The organism is Citrobacter sp. KH_055_1, from assembly GCF_057838705.1.
Genome location: NZ_CM174473.1, coordinates 945,586 through 962,560 on the forward strand (window position 1 = coordinate 945,586; position 16,975 = coordinate 962,560).

General features: G+C 53.4%; 5 protein-coding genes. 2 read left to right on the forward strand and 3 right to left on the reverse strand.

What is annotated here, in order from left to right:
* Positions 1-503: 503 nt before the first annotated feature.
* Positions 504-1,109 carry a helix-turn-helix domain-containing protein gene (locus AC3ITF_RS04565; protein WP_096755932.1) on the forward strand — a complete coding sequence of 202 codons (606 nt, stop codon included), beginning with the start codon at positions 504-506 and terminating at the stop codon, positions 1,107-1,109.
* 41 nt (positions 1,110-1,150) lie between these two features.
* On the opposite strand, the gene AC3ITF_RS04570 is transcribed toward AC3ITF_RS04565, so the two are convergent.
* The 3 genes from AC3ITF_RS04570 to AC3ITF_RS04580 all read right to left on the reverse strand — a co-directional run bounded on the left by AC3ITF_RS04570 (position 1,151) and on the right by AC3ITF_RS04580 (position 6,134).
* Positions 1,151-2,524 carry an HlyD family type I secretion periplasmic adaptor subunit gene (locus AC3ITF_RS04570; protein WP_096755933.1) on the reverse strand — a complete coding sequence of 458 codons (1,374 nt, stop codon included), beginning with the start codon at positions 2,522-2,524 and terminating at the stop codon, positions 1,151-1,153.
* On the reverse strand, positions 2,511-4,715 hold the full coding sequence (locus AC3ITF_RS04575; RefSeq protein WP_174361386.1) for a type I secretion system permease/ATPase: 2,205 nt from the start codon (positions 4,713-4,715) through the stop codon (positions 2,511-2,513). The genes AC3ITF_RS04570 and AC3ITF_RS04575 overlap by 14 nt, the downstream gene beginning before the upstream one ends.
* A 75-nt stretch (positions 4,716-4,790) precedes the next feature.
* Complete coding sequence (locus tag AC3ITF_RS04580) at positions 4,791-6,134, reverse strand: TolC family outer membrane protein (protein ID WP_181695327.1); 1,344 nt, start codon at positions 6,132-6,134, stop codon at positions 4,791-4,793.
* A gap of 331 nt (positions 6,135-6,465) precedes the next feature.
* On the opposite strand from AC3ITF_RS04580, the gene AC3ITF_RS04585 reads away from it, so the two are divergent.
* On the forward strand, positions 6,466-16,935 hold the full coding sequence (locus AC3ITF_RS04585) for a retention module-containing protein (protein WP_489176169.1): 10,470 nt from the start codon (positions 6,466-6,468) through the stop codon (positions 16,933-16,935).
* Positions 16,936-16,975: the final 40 nt, after the last annotated feature.

Below are 16,975 nucleotides of genomic sequence, written 5' to 3' on the forward strand. Positions count from 1 at the left end.
GATGTCTCTACTCTTGATGATGCTTTCATTGGTGGGGTGGCATTAAAAACATCCCGGCCATCAGGACCACCAATGTCTGTCAGATTCTGCAGCCAGAACCGCGAAATGTTGCAATTTAGTATCATAGCACAACAACAGTAATGGTTTGTTAATGAAAATAAAACATATAGGAATCAAATAATTGTATCTTTCTGGCTATTGCGAAAAGAAGAGAAAGAAGAAATAATGATGACAAAGGCGATAAGCATTAATTCTCTTTGGACTGCGCAATATACTGTTCGGCATCACCACGCGAGAACACGGTTCACACCGAAAACGCGCCAAAGCACCTGGGAATGCGGGTGGTGAAACCATGATGGTTGCGATGTTTGTCGTACCTGTAGTGCGTAGCATCCGGATTAACATAAAAATATAAACGGAAATAAATGTCAGCATGTTATTAAGCTGGCATTTATTTTTGTTTCTGTTTTTTTGTCAGGCATAAATTTGTAGCAGAGATATCCATGTTCCAGAATGAAATAGAGAAGTCGGTAGTACTTATTGGTGATGAAATTAAGAAATCAGATAACGCCTGGCTCTCCTTACGGAAAAAACGCCAGCGTATTGACCTGAAGGTCGATGGACATATCTTATTTCTGGAGAAAGGGACGGTCTCTGTTTATCGTGTAGAAAATGACCTGGTCACGGTCAGTATTTCAGCACCCGCTATTCTCGGGCTACCGCAAATGCGCACCGAAGTGGCAGGACATTATTTACGCTGTGACACCGATTGTGAAATGTGGGCAATGAGCGTGCAGAATGCCGATCTCCTGTTCACCGCTAAAAATTTATGGAAGCAGGCGTTTGATATCTTAACGCACCATCTGCAACGCTATTTTCAGCGCGAGACCCTGCAATCGCACCGTACTATTCGCGAGCTGATTATTGAACATGTGAAGTATATTTGGGCGATGGCACCTGAGGTGCGCGAAAAAACGTCGGTGTATACCTTTATTCTGGCGCGTAACCATATCTCGCGCAGTGCCATCCACAAGGTATTACAGGAACTGGTTAGCGATGGAAAAATTAGCCTGAATCGCGGAAAGCTCACTTCTTATATCCCATCATAACCGCGTACGCCCCCAGGGCTATGACTGGGGGCGCAGAGCCATTAACGTTCTCTCAGTGCTTCCGCACGTGCGCGGATAATCGGTTTGAGTAGATAGCTAAGAATCGTCTTCTTACCGGTGAGAATATCGACGCTGGCCACCATACCGGGAATAATCAACATCGGGTGCTCTTTCGTCCCCAGATAGTTTTTATCCGTTTGCAAACGGACAATATAGAAACTCCGCCCCTGTTTATCCGTAACCGTATCCGGGCTTATCTGTACCACTTCACCTTGAAGGCCACCATAGATGGTGTAGTCGTAGGCGGTAAATTTCACCATCGCGTGCTGGCCCGGATGAAGGAAGGCAATATCGCGCGGTTGTATTTTGGCTTCAACCAACAGCTTGTCATCAAGTGGGACGATCTCCACCAGATCGCTACCGGGTTGAATCACCCCACCGATGGTATTCACCATGACCTGCTGGACGATACCGCGGACCGGCGAGGTGACCATAGTACGATTCACGCGGTCTTCCAGTGCTTTGACGCTGGCCTGCGCCTTACTCAGATTGGTACGGGCTTCGTTTAACTGGGCCAGCGCATCGCTTTGAAAGCGACCGCGACTTTCGCCAATTTTGTTCTCAATCTCTTTTATTTCTGAAGCGACTTTAGGCAACGTCAGGCTGATAGAATTTAACTGCCCGGCGGTTTCTACTTCAGTACGGCGCAGACGCAGCAGCTCGACTTTCGAGATCGCCCCGGAGGCAAGCAGTGGCTCGGACATTTTGATTTCCTGGCGAATTAACCCGAGACTGCGCTTAAACTGATCTTCTTTTGATTCAACATCGCGCAGTTCCTGTTTCTTCTGTACCAACTGCTCTTCAAGTCCGGAGATTTCGTTGTGAAATTGCGCGCGACGGCTGTTGTACAGTTCTGTTTCTCCGCGGGCGACGTCCGGTGCTTTGCTGGCTATCTCTTCTGAGATAACAAAGTCCCGGTTTTCAACCTCTGCCGTCAGGCGTTCCACCTTCGCCCGCAGGCCGAGTTTATCGGCTTCTGTTTCACCGACGTTAGAGGCAAAACGGGTATCGTCGAGATGCAACAGTGGCGTACCGGCGTTAACGATTTGTCCTTCATGCACGTACAGCTCGGTAACAATCCCGCCTTCCAGGTTCTGTATCTTTTGCAGTTTTGACGAGGGGATCGCTTTACCTTCGCCGCGCGTCACTTCGTCAATGCTGGCAAAGCCCGCCCACACGAAGGCCAGCAGCACCAACGCCAGAATCACCCACAGCGTCAGGCGAATCACCCTCGGGGCGTCATCAATAATGGCGTGGCTGACGTCATTGATACTGTCAGTTTGATTTTCATCGCGGGCACGAAAGTAGGGCTGTACAGAGCGGCGGGCGCGAGCCAGGAAATCAGCGAGACGCATTTATCTGCCCCTTTTTTAACGCATCCATCACGACCGCTTTCGGGCCGTCGGCAATGATGCGTCCTTTATCAACAATAATCAGGCGGTCAACCAGCGACAACATTGAGGCGCGATGAGTAACCAGTAATAGCGTTTTACCTGCAATGCAGGGGGCCAGCGCGTGTTTGATCTGCTCTTCGCTGGTGTTGTCCATCGAACTGGTGGGTTCATCCAGCAGCAGCAAAGGGGGATCGAGTAATAACGCACGTGCGAGCGCGACGGCCTGGCGTTGCCCGCCAGAAAGCCGCGAGCCACGCTCGCCGACCTGCAGGTTATAGCCGTCAGGGTGCAGGCGGGCGAAGTCGTTCACTCCCGCAAGTTCTGCCGCGCGCAGCATAGTTTCGTCATCGACATAGCGCGCGCCGCAAAGCAAGTTGTCGCGCAGCGTTCCGCTGAATAACTGGATGTCCTGCGGGACGTAGCCGATGCTGTGGCGCAGATCGTTGACGTCCAGCTGGCGCGCATCGACACCGTCGATCAGGATGTTACCGGCGCTGGGCGGGTACAAATTAACGATCAATTTACTCAGTGAGCTTTTACCGGAGCCGCTACGACCGATAATGCCTACACGCTCACCGGGCGAAATGGTCAGGTTGATCTTGTTGAGCGACAGGCTTTTTTGTTCCGGGTAGCTGAAGTCCACATCGCGAAATTCTATGCTGCCCTGCAGTTGTTCACGTTTGAGCGGCGTTTCATCCGCCCGGCGTTCCTGCGCCAGCGACATCATTTTCTCAGTACTTTTGATGGTCAGCTTCGCCTGTTGATAGCGGGCAATCAGGCCAGTTAACTGGCCCAGCGGCATTAAGGCGCGACCGTTGAGCATGTAGCAGGCGATCAGGCCGCCCATACTCAGCTTGCCGCCGATTATCATGTATACGCCGACGATGATCATTACCACGCCAGAGATCTGCTGGAACCAGCCGGTCAGGTTGCTGGCCAGGCTGGACAAGGTTTTCACACGCAGTTCCAGACGACTCAGGCTACCCAGCGTTTGCTCCCACAGATACTGGCGCTCGCTCTGAGCATTATTCACTTTGATGGCATCCAGGCTGCTTAATGTTTCAATCAGCAGCGCCTGGCGTTCGCTGGCCAGGCTCATGGTTTTTTCCACCGCGGCGTTAACCGGTTTTTGCAATGCCCAGCTGCACAGCAGCGCAACCGGCAGCGTGAGGACCGGGATCCACGCCAGCGCCCCGCCGATAATGCCGATGACAACCAGCAGCAGCAGGGTAAAGGGCAGGTCAATAATGGTGGTCAGGGTGAGCGAGGAGAGAAAATCGCGCAGCGACTGAAACTCGTGGATGTTTTGCGCGAAGCTGCCCACGCGCGCAGGGCGCTCCTTCATCTCCATACCGATAATGCGTTCAAACAGGGTCGAGGAGATAATGAGATCGCTTTTTTTGCCAGCAATATCCAGGCAGATGCTGCGCAGCATTTTTAAGATCAGATCAAAGACAAAAGCCAGGCAGATACCGACCGCCAGCACCCACAGAGTTACCGTCGCCTGATTCGGCACCACGCGGTCGTAGACGTTCATGGTAAACAGCGGCGTGCCGAGCGCAATCAGGTTGATCAGCAGACTGGCCAGCACGGCATCCATATACAGAAAGCGCGATAGCTTGAGCGTATCTTTAAACCAGGATTTAGTACGCGGTAAAAATGCTTCTGCCTGCAAATCGAATTCGTGGCGCGGGTGAGCAAAAATTACCTTGCCGGCATAGTTCTGCGCAAGCGTGGTGGCATCGACGGTGATTTCGCCTCCTTCGCTTTCGCTGGGCATAAAGCGGGCGCTACCGTCATCATTCCAGCCCAGTAACACCCCGGTTCCCCCGGAGCGCAGTAACAGAACGGCGGGCAGGGACATGGCGGGGATTTTATCGAGCGCGCGCGTCACCACCCGGGCTTTTAAACCGGCGCGTGCAGCGGCACGGGGAAATATATTCAGTGTGAGCCGATCGTTTTCTAATGGCAGGCCGCTGCTTAATGTTGCTCGACTGGCGGGTTTACCGTGCAAAGAACACAGAATGAGTAAGCTATCTAATAAAGGGTCGTCATTATAGCTACGGGGATCATGATATTGAGAATTTGTGCTATCAGAATTCTCCGGGACTTCATTTAATAATTCAGCTTGTGCACTCATTTTAGCAACCATTTCTGACTGCACGACTTAAAAATAGCATGCTAATAATAAGTGTGCAGCTCAGATGTTTATTTGTATAAATAATGATTAATGAAGTTCCGGCAGGTTATTTCCTGCTGCGGTATCTACAGGTTGCCCCGATGGCGGCGGTGCGATTTTTAGAATACTCATTAATTCACCGGTGCGTTCGCTAATTCGATACCCGCTGGTCATGGCCAGGTAACGTAATTCAACCAGACGACGTTTAGAGGAGAACACTTCATTTTCACTGTCGAGTAAATCCAGCAGCGTACGTTCACCCAGACTAAATTGGTCCTGATAGGCGGTGCGAACTTTCACGCTTCGGTCGGCATATTCTTCCGCCGACGGCAGCTGAGCGCGCGCATTTTGTAATGCAGTCCACGCCAGGCGCAGCTCCTGATTCAACTGGCGCAGGGTGTTATTGCGCACATCCTGAGCCTGTTTATGCAGGTAGGCGCGAGATTCCATGTTGGCTTTGTCGCTGCCGCCCTGGTACAGGTTGTAATGCAGCTTTACCATCGCTTCCCACTCTTCAGTGTGCGCGCGGGTGGTATCGGTGTTATTGCTGATACCCCGAGACAGCTCAACGTCGACACGTGGGTAGAAGGTCGATTTTGACGCTTCATACTGCTGATGTGCGGCTTCGATGTCGGCGTTGGCAGACTTCAGTAACGGGTTGTTGTTTTCCATCCGGCTTTTGGCGTCGGCAAGTGAGGTCGGGAGCTGCGCGTCAATGCTTTCCGGCAGGCTTAATCCTTCAGGATCTTGACCGCTTACACTGACAAACGTGGTCTTCGCGTCTTCCAGGTTGGTTTGCTCGGTGAGCAAATTGTTCCGTGCCTGCGCCAGACGAGCTTCCGCTTGCATAAAGTCGCCGGAGCGGCCCACGCCCTGATCGGTACGCAGTTTTATCTGGTCGTAAATGCGCTCGTGGTTAGCGAGATCATCTTCTGCCAGGCGAACAAACTCCTCGCGCTGCAGCACATCAAAATAGGCCTGAATTACCGTGTAAGCGGTGCTTTCGCTGGTGTTCATCACGCCAAATGCCCGTGAATCAACGGTCGCTTTTTGTCGTGCAACGTCGCTATGGGTGGCAAAACCATTAAACACATTTTGCTCCAGGCTGAGCGTCGCGCCATTGGGGGATTGAGTCAGCCCGTTTGTGCTGCCTGCGGCACGGGTGGTCGCATCATCAATATTTTTACGCCCGGTTTCGGCATTTAAATTCAATGCGGGTAAATATCCACCTTGTGCCGCACGGAGTTCTTTTTCTGCTGAATAGCGACTATTTATAGCCGCATTAACTTCAGGGTGATTAGCTAATGCGTCTTTAACGGTATTGTGTAAGTCTTCTGCATACACGGAATTTATTGAAAACCATGAAAGCAGAAAAACGAAAAACTTCTTCATGACAGGAATGCCTTATATCACACGGTTATGACATCCAGTTGTCGTCGCCATCATCCATTTTCACAAACACGTTATATTAATTAACAAATATGAATTATCTTAATTGACGCTTGCAATCAGCTATTCAGAGATATGTTTTGTCACATCGTGTTTTATTTTTGGTTATTTTTTATTATATTCATTTGCCAGTCAAGTCTCATGTATATGCATTCTAAAAAATGTGTTTTTTTCCACATTGAATATTAATGTTTACATTAAAAGAATGTGTTTTTTGTTCGTTAATATATTAACGAGTTTATAAAAATAATGATGGTATTTAAGTGAGGTTACGGTGAGCAAATTACTCGGTGTGATCAAAGCAATTATTGGACAGGTCTATGTTGTTGAAGCCAATGGCACACAACGACTTGTTCATGAAGGCGACAGGATCTCTCTCGGTGAAGAAATTGTGACCGGTGCCAGCGGCGCGGTCAGTATCTCTCTACCTAACGGGCAGACGGTAGATATTGGGCGTAATAGCCACTGGGGAGAGCACGGGATACAGGTAAGCCATAATCCGAATCATGATGCCCAGGATATTGCCGCCGTACAAAAAGCCATCGCCGATGGTGCGGATCCGACGCAGATACTTGACGCGACCGCAGCGGGCAACGACGAACCGGTGCCGATGGAAGGTGGCGGTGGCGGTCACACGCGGGTTCAGCTTGAACTGACCGGGCAGGTGGTTGATCCTACTGCGGGTTTTGGCACCAAGGGACTGGGTAGCCCAAACGGCGATATCAACCTGCCGGTGGCGGGGATCCTGTCCGGGTCTGCCAGTCTTTTCCCACCAGAAGTGACTATTGCGGAGTTTGCAGGCAACGACGGCTACATTAACAAGAATGAATTCCACCGGACGCATTTAAGCGGCACCAGTAACCAGAACCACGTCACGCTGACCTTCACCGATAGCCAAAAAAACACATTCACCGTCGATGTCCCTGTGAGGAACGGTCACTGGTTTATCGATACCGATCTGGGTGGTTTACAGCCAGGGAACGTCACCGTGGTGGCAACGGCCACCGATGTGTCGGGTCGAACGGCACAAACTTTCGACAATGCGCTGATTGATATCACCGGCCCGCGCATCGATATTACGGTAGATAACGTCACGCCAGACAACCTGATTAACTACGAAGAATCTCTCCATACGCAAACCATCATCCATGGGCATGTAGGCGGCGACGCCAAACCTGGCGATATCGTGACCTTACTGGTCGATGGCAAAGAATATACCGGCATTGTGACCGATCCTGGCAATGGCCCGCTGACGTATAACATCCCGGTATTAACTCACGGGTTGCTGAATGACCCAACTTTCCACGCCACGCTAACGTCAACCGATGATGCCGGGAATACCACGACAGTTTCTACGGAGCATCATGTCGAGAGCGATCTGCTGGCACAGAATGCTGTGACCATCGAGACAGTGGCGAATGATGATGTTGTTAACGCCAGTGAAAACCGCATGCCAACGCTGATTACCGGCGTCGCCAGTGGCGATGCCAAAGCGGGCGATCCGGTGACGTTGACTGTTCAGGGAAAAGAATTCCACGGCACGGTTTTCGACGATCATGGTCAACTCCGGTACGAAATTGAGGTGCCAAGGGGAACGCTTAAAGAAGGCGTCAATGATGTGCAGGTGAAGGTGGTTAGCCATGATGATGTGGGTAACGAAGCGACTGCCGTCACACACAAAAACGTGGTGCTGGACACCGTGGCGGCGAACGCCATCAGCATCGACACCGTGGCAGATGACAACACTGTCAACCGCAGTGAGTCCCGTATGCCGACGCTGATTTCTGGCGCAGTGACCGGGGACGCGCAGCCGGGTGATCCGGTGGCGGTGCAGGTGAACGGCCAGACCTTCAACGGCGTGGTGGTCACCGACGAACACGGGGCGCTGCGCTATCACGTGGCGGTGCCGACCTCCGCCCTCCACGAAGGCCGCAACGACGTGCAGGTCACCGTCACCGGTGTGGATACGGCAGGCAACACCGCGGTGGCGGTGCAGAACACCACGGTGACGCTGGATACCGTGGCGGCGGATGCCATCAGCATCGACACCGTGGCAGATGACAATACCGTCAACCGCAGCGAGTCCCGTATGCCGACGCTGATTTCTGGTGCAGTGACCGGGGACGCGCAGCCGGGTGACCCGGTGGCGGTGCAGGTGAACGGCCAGACCTTCAATGGCGTGGTGATCACCGACGAACACGGGGCGCTGCGCTATAACGTGGCGGTGCCGACCTCCGCCCTCCACGAAGGCCGCAACGACGTGCAGGTCACCGTCACCGGCGTGGATACGGCAGGCAACACCGCGGTGGCGGTGCAGAACACCACGGTGACGCTGGATACCCAGGCACATAACGCCCTGACCATTGATGATGTGACGGTCGATAATACGCTGAATTTTAATGAGCTATCGGCGAAAACACGGACCATTACCGGTACCGTCAGCGGGGAAGATGCCCGGGCGGGCGACCGGGTGGATCTGGTCATCAACGGGCACGATTACCACGGGCGGGTGATCGACCTGGGCAACGGCAGCCTGGGCTACAGCATCGCGGTGGACTCCGCCGCCTTTGCGGACAACAGCGGCAAGGTGCTGAAAGATGTTGATGTGCACGCCAGCGTAGTCTCACAGGATGCGGCGGGTAACGTGGCGGTGGCGGTCAGCACCCACACCGTGCATATCGACAACTACGCTGAAAACGGAGTGGATATCCGCCCGGTGGCCACGGATGACGTGGTCAACAGCACAGAAAATCGTATGCCGACAATGATCAGTGGCAAGGTGGACGGACCGGATGCCAGGGCGGGCGATGTGGTGACCGTCAGCGTGCAGGGACAGACGTTTACCGGCACAGTGGTGAATGACAACGGCCATCTGCGCTACGAGGTGGCGGTCCCGACGGGCACGCTGAAGGAAGGCCGTAACGGGGTGGTGGTGACGGTGGTCAGCCACGACAAGGCGGGGAATGAAGTGACCGCACTGGATCACCGTACCGTGGTACTGGACACTGAGGCGCACAACGCCATCAGTATTGATGATGTGACGGTCGATAATACGCTGAATTTTAATGAGCTATCGGCGAAAACGCGGACCATTACCGGTACCGTCAGCGGGGAAGATGCCCGGGCGGGCGACCGGGTGGATCTGGTCATCAACGGGCACGACTACCACGGGCGGGTGATCGATCTGGGCAACGGCAGCCTGGGCTACCGCATTGCGGTGGACTCCGCCGCCTTTGCGGACAACAGCGGCAAGGTGCTGAAAGATGTTGATGTGCACGCCAGCGTAGTCTCACAGGATGCGGCGGGTAACGTGGCGGTGGCGGTCAGCACCCACACCGTGCATATCGACAACTACGCTGAAAACGGAGTGGATATCCGCCCGGTGGCCACGGATGACGTGGTCAACAGCACAGAAAATCGTATGCCAACAATGATCAGTGGCAAGGTGGACGGACCGGACGCCAGGGCGGGCGATGTGGTGACCGTCAGCGTGCAGGGAAAGACGTTTACCGGCACAGTGGTGAATGACAACGGCCATCTGCGCTACGAGGTGGCGGTCCCGACGGGCACGCTGAAGGAAGGCCGTAACGGGGTGGTGGTGACGGTGGTCAGCCACGACAAGGCTGGGAATGAGGTCACCGCGCTGGATCACCGCACCGTGGTGCTGGACACCGAGGCACACAACGCCATCAGCATTGATGATGTGACGGTCGATAATACGCTGAATTTTAATGAGCTATCGGCGAAAACACGGACCATTACCGGTACCGTCAGCGGGGAAGATGCCCGGGCGGGCGACCGGGTGGATCTGGTTATCAACGGGCACGACTACCACGGGCGGGTGATCGATCTGGGCAACGGAAGCCTGGGCTACAGCATCGCGGTGGACTCCGCTGCCTTTGCGGACAACAGCGGCAAGGTGCTGAAAGATGTTGATGTGCACGCCAGCGTAGTCTCACAGGATGCGGCGGGTAACGTGGCGGTGGCGGTCAGCACCCACACTGTGCATATCGACAACTACGCTGAAAACGGAGTGGATATCCGCCCGGTGGCCACGGATGACGTGGTCAACAGCACAGAAAATCGTATGCCAACAATGATCAGTGGCAAGGTGGACGGACCGGACGCCAGGGCGGGCGATGTGGTGACCGTCAGCGTGCAGGGACAGACGTTTACCGGCACAGTGGTGAATGACAACGGCCATCTGCGCTACGAGGTGGCGGTCCCGACGGGCACGCTGAAGGAAGGCCGTAACGGGGTGGTGGTGACGGTGGTCAGCCACGACAAGGCGGGGAATGAAGTGACCGCACTGGATCACCGTACCGTGGTGCTGGACACCGAGGCGCACAACGCCATCAGCATTGATGATGTGACGGTCGATAATACGCTGAATTTTAATGAGCTATCGGCGAAAACACGGACCATTACCGGTACCGTCAGCGGGGAAGATGCCCGGGCGGGCGACCGGGTGGATCTGGTCATCAACGGGCACGACTACCACGGGCGGGTGATCGACCTGGGCAACGGCAGCCTGGGCTACAGCATCGCGGTGGACTCCGCCGCCTTTGCGGACAACAGCGGCATGGTGCTGAAAGATGTTGATGTGCACGCCAGCGTAGTCTCACAGGATGCGGCGGGTAACGTGGCGGTGGCGGTCAGCACCCACACCGTGCATATCGACAATTACGCTGAAAACCAGGTGCATATTGATCAAGTAGCCGTCGATGACATTATCAATATTAAAGAGTTTTCAGAAAACGGCGGCGTTACGCATATCACCGGAACAGTGACCGGTATTGACGCGAAAGCAGGCGATGTGGTGACGCTGGAGCTGAAAGGCGGATATACCCTTACAACGACGGTGATTGCGCTGGCGGGTGGTGGGTTAGGTTATAGCTTCCCGGTAAACACCCATATGCTGATAACGCATCCGGAGATTAACGTTACTGTGACCTCAAGCGATGCGGCGGGTAACCACGTCACTCATAGCGCGTCAAAAGCTATCGACTCGGATATGTACACACAGTCGCATATCACCATTGATGGCGTGACCGCTGATAACGTCATCAACATCAAGGAGTCGACGGACAATAACGGTCAGACGAAGATCAGCGGCACGGTGAGCGGAGATGCAAAACTGCATGACACCGTTGAGCTGAGGATTGATGGCCATCGTTACCATGGTTTTGTCGAAGCATTGCCAAACGGGAATCTGGGGTATCACATCCCGGTGGATACTCGGATGCTGCTTAACGATCCGGTGATTCATGCCCGTATCAACACCACCGATGATCACGGTAACGAAAGCACCGCCACGACAGAACGTACTGTCGGAATCGATCTCAATGCCAGCGCCAGTATCGGCATTGATACCGTGGCAGGTGACGACATTATCAGTCATGCCGAATCTCTGCTGAACATGACGACTATTACAGGACCGGTTGGTGGCGATGCGAAACCTGGCGATGTTGTGACCTTAACGTTCAACAACCAGACCTGGCAGGGTAGCGTGGTGGTGCTGGCGGACGGCACGTTAGGCTACAGCATTCCGGTGAGCACCAAAAACCTGCCTGATGGTATCGATCAGAATGTGCATGTTTCAATCTCCACCGTCGATGACCACGGGAACCCGTCAACGGCGACCCACGATCATACGGTGCATATCGACCTGCATGCGGAGGCGACAATCACCATCGTTGAGGTGACCGACGACAACGCGCTGAACCACTTAGAACTGGACACGCCGATGCAGTTGGTCAGTGGCATCGTCGGTGGTGATGCGAAAGTCGGCGATGTAGTCACCATTGACATTAATGGTCAGGTATTTACCGACACGGTTATCGATCTGGGCGGCGGTAATCTGGGTTATCAGATCCCGGTTTTTTCATCTGCGTTTAGCGATAACATAAATAACCAGGATAAAAACGTAGCCTTTAAAGTTACGGTGATCTCCCACGATGCGGTGGGTAATGAAGTCAGTGTTTCCACGCCGCATACAGTACATATTGATAACTATGCTACGGCAGGTATAACCATCGATACCATTGCGGGCGACAATACGTTGAATGGTGCGGAGGAAGCGAAACATACCACTGAGGTGATGGGGACCGTTTCGGGGGATGTCAAAGAAGGAGACAAGGTTCGTGTGGTGGTCAACGGTAACACCTATGAAACTACCGTTCAGCACCTGCCAGAACATAACAATGCACTGGGTTATAAACTGGATGTCCTGAGCCGCGACATTATGAAAGATCCGCATATTATTGCCAAAGTGGCAGGCGAGGATGGCATGCACAATATTCAGCACGTGCATGCGACTCAGGATCTGAAAGTAGATTTACACGCCAAAGCAATGCTGACTATCGATCCGGTCACCGGCGATAACCGGGTGAACGGTGACGAATCTCACCAGCCGTTTACCTGGGTAACCGGAAAAGTCGCTGGTTATGTGCACGTCAATGATGTGGTGTATCTGACGGTGAAAGGCCACGTCCTGACAGGGAAAGTTGTCGATCTGGGCGGCGGAGTTCTCGGGTATAGCATCAAGGTCAGCACCGCTGATTTGCTGGCCGACCCGCACTTAACCGCCACCGTCAGCACCACCGATGCGGCGGGCAACGTGGCGAAAGCGGATGCCGAAACGACGGTGATTATTGATACGCGTGTCGACGCAGCAATCAAGATCGATGCAGTAACGCCGGATAACACGCTTAACCGCGATGAGCAGATGCAGGGCCATACGCTGGTCAGCGGCACGGTAACGGGCGAAGTGCATCCGGGCGATCCGCTGGTGATGACAATCAACGGGCAGACTTATACCGGAGTGGTGGAAGATCTCGGCGGGAATAAGATGGGCTTCCATATTTCGGTGGCGACGTCCGATATTATCGCCAGCCCACATATCGATGTGTCGATGGATGTCACCGATGCGGCGCAAAACCATGCGCATATTACGGCACACCATAACGTGGGGCTGGATGATAAAGCCTACGCCGCAATCACTATCGATCCGGTCACCGGTGATAATACTCTGAACGGCAGTGAACTGCTGAAAACGACAACCCAGGTGAGTGGTACGGTTGGCGGTGATGCGAAGGTGGGCGATATTGTTCATCTGAATATTGGTGGTGATCCTCACCATGGTGGGCATCTGATTGATACTTATGTCATTGCTTTGCCGAATCTTGGGGGGGCATTGGGCTATAGCGTCGATGTGGCCACCCAGTGGTTGCAGCACGATCCGAATATTACCGCCACCATTACCGCAACCGACCCGCATGGTAACAGCGCCACGGCGCAGGCGCAGGATGCCCTGAAGGTTGACGATCATGCTGATGCTATTGTTAATATTGATCCGATCGTCACGGCGGATCACGATTCTGTCATCAACTATAACGAGGCGCATAACCCGCTGACAACCGTCACCGGGACGGTGGGCGGTGATGTACTGGTGGGTGATTGGGTTGAGCTGACCGTCAACAATCAGGTCTATTACGCCCAAGTACAGGACAGCAACGGACAGCATACCTTTAGCGCGGATGTCTCCACGCTGGACTTGCTGTTGGATCCGCACATCTATGCGGAAGTGTCGGCCACAGACGCGGCAGGTAACGTGGCATATGGGCATGATGACCGTCCGGTAGTGATTGATACCCATGCCGATGCCAGGATTACGATTGATTCAATGACCACCGGTTTATTGCCCAACATGACGACCCCGCAGGATCTTGCTCCGGGCAGAAAACCTGACTATGTGATTGTCACCGGACATGTTGACCCAGATGCTAAGTTGAATGATGAGGTGATTCTTATTGTTGGGAATGGGATCCGATATACAACCCATGTCATTGAATTACCAAATCACATTCTGGGTTTTCAGGCCTCAGTGAGCACGGGTGATCTCGGTGATAACGGTAATATCACCGTTTCGATTACCACGCATGATGATCATGGTAATACCGCGACGGCAACGGACCACAAACTGATTGATCTGCCATGGACTCACAATCAGGCTGTCAGTGGGAATACGCCGTATATCATGCATAACCCGCCAGCGATCACCACGCCGCCAACCGGTACCGGGACGACGGTCCCGCATCAGCCGCAGGTTCATCTGACGGTTGATAAGGTGACGGGCGATGATGTGCTGAACCACGATGAAGCACAAAAAGCCTCCACGCCGGTGCGTGGGCGGGTCTCCGGAGATGCTCATGTGGGTGATACCGTTACCGTGACGGTCAATTCTGTTGATTACCAGGGCAAGGTGTTCGAAATTCCAGGATTACCGGGAGAATTGGGTTACCAGGTTGATGTTCCTTCAAAAGAACTTGAAGCGCACCCGACGTTTGCTGTTTCCATCACGGTTACCGATGGCAACCTGACTGGAGCTGATTCGCTGCCTAAAACCATCGGTATCGACACAAAGAACATTGTTGATATCACAATGGATCCCATTGCCAGCGATGACGTCATCAATGGTAAAGAAGCGCTGAGTGGTAAAACTACGATCGGCGGTACGGTCACTGGCGAGGGGATCCACGATGGTAGCGTGGTGTCATTGCAGGTTAATAGCAATACGCTAACCGCTGTGGTACACGACAATAACGGAACGCTGGAGTGGTCAACAGAGGTTAGCATCAACGACCTGCGTAATAACCCGGATGTTGTCGCGACCATATCAGGAACCGATGCGGCCGGGAATAGTGGGTCTGATTCTGCATATCAACACGTTGTGGTCGATCTGCAGGCTGACGCAGGCGTAACAATCGACAAGATCACCGATGATAATACACTGAATGCGCAGGAGTCTGATGTCGCTCTTCATCCTATTACGACGGTGACGGGATCGGTTTCGGGGGATGTGAAGTCTGGTGACCAGGTCACGCTGGAGCTCAATACTAAAACCTACACCGCGATCGTGGATGATACGTTGCATTACTCAGTGGATATCGACACCAAAGACCTGAATGCTGACCAGGCGATCGTGGCGAAAGTTACAGGTCATGATGATCACGGTAACGTTCAGGATGCCAGCTATACGCAGAATTTCTTGTTGGATACGACGGCAACGGCCAGCGTGACCATCAATATTGTGGGTGGTGACGACGTTATTAATGCCGATGAGGTGGATGCAGGCACGGTTGAAGTCAGCGGCACCGTGGGCGGCGATGTGCACAAAGGGGATAAGGTGCATATCACCGTGGATAAGGTGACAGTGGATGCGGATGTCATCGAACTGCCCTATATGAATGGGCAGTTGGGCTACTCAGCGCAGGTCAGTACACTTGGCCTGCAGGCCGACCCCAATATTCACGTCAGCGTAACGGGCCAGGATGCGGCGAAAAACACCCACACCGAGACGGGCGATAAGCTGGTGAAGATTGACACGCATGTTGACGCAGAAATTCATCTGGATAGCGTTTCAGATGATGATGTGTTGAACGATGCGCAAACGAAACTTGCGACAACGACCATCAGTGGTTATGTCACTGGCGATGTGGATGTTGGCGATCAGGTGACGGTAAGGGTCAGTGATAAAGAGTTGGTTGCCTATGTGACCAACAGCGGGGGGAAAAAGGTATTCAGCGTCGAGGCCAGTACGGTCGACCTGATCCATAACCAGAATATTACGGCGCATGTTATTGCGCATGATGATGCGGGTAACCGTCAAGAGATCCATACCGGTAAGACCCTCACTATTGACCGCGTAGCATCGGGTACGGTGGATATCGATAATCTCACCGCTGACAACGTTCTGAACGCGCAAGATCTTTTAGCGCCGAAAACCACTATTACCGGCTCTGTAGGCGGCGATGTACAGAAAGGTGATCCCGTGACTTTAACGGTGGGCAGTTCCACCTACAGCGGCGTGGTGGTGGTAATGCCAAACGGCAAACTGGGGTATCAGATTGATGTAGATACAGCCATTCTGAAAACCCATACCAGCATTGATGCCAAAATCACAGGTCATGATGATCCGGGTAACCCGTTTACCGTACATACGCCGCACACCTATAGCGTGGATGATCACGCAGATGCCACTATCGTGGTGGATAAAATCACCGGCGATAACCACATTTCGCAGGCGGAGTCACAGAACGCAATTACCCACCTTACCGGTAGTGTGACCGGTGACGTGCAGGATGGCGATCGCGTCAATGTAATGGTAAACGGCCATCATTTCGATGCATTCGTTCATATGGCAAATAACGTACTGCGTTATGACATTGCGGCAGACTCTGCCGCATTCCACGCCGGACATAACAAAGTGATGGTGAGCGTTGAAGCACATGACGATCATGGCAACACAACGTCCTACAGCCAGCCAGTCCATGTCACCATGGAGGATCATGCGCCAGTGAAAGCGCATGCGGCAGACAAGGGACAGCACGCCGCAGCACAGCATGCGCTGCACAATCTGTTTGATGACAGCGCATTGTCTTTGTCATACGCGCCAGCGGCATCCGCGCACGGACAGGCGGCAGCCGTACTGGGTCCTGACGATAAAGCGAAGGCCGTGCTCGATAAAGTCGACCTGAGCGATTTGGCCCGTGAGCTGCATGAAGGCGTTGATATTGCGAAGTACATTCAAAGCGGCGGCGATCATCATCTGATTGCCAGCCCGGCGAAGGTTGCGCATGGCATTGACACGGCAGTCTCCACACCGTTGAGTAGCGATGTGCATGCGTCAACGTACTCGCTGGATCACCTGATCGCCAAACCGGAACAAAATCACTCTCACTAACGGAAGCTGACTGCCCTGTGTACACGGGGCAGTCGCGTCA

Bases quoted from the DNA above. Each gene is read 5' to 3' on its own strand.
- AC3ITF_RS04565 (WP_096755932.1), top strand. From the start codon at position 504: ATGTTCCAGAATGAAATAGAGAAGTCGGTAGTACTTATTGGTGATGAA.
- AC3ITF_RS04570 (WP_096755933.1), bottom strand. From the start codon at position 2,524: ATGCGTCTCGCTGATTTCCTGGCTCGCGCCCGCCGCTCTGTACAGCCC.
- AC3ITF_RS04575 (WP_174361386.1), bottom strand. From the start codon at position 4,715: ATGGTTGCTAAAATGAGTGCACAAGCTGAATTATTAAATGAAGTCCCG.
- AC3ITF_RS04580 (WP_181695327.1), bottom strand. From the start codon at position 6,134: ATGAAGAAGTTTTTCGTTTTTCTGCTTTCATGGTTTTCAATAAATTCC.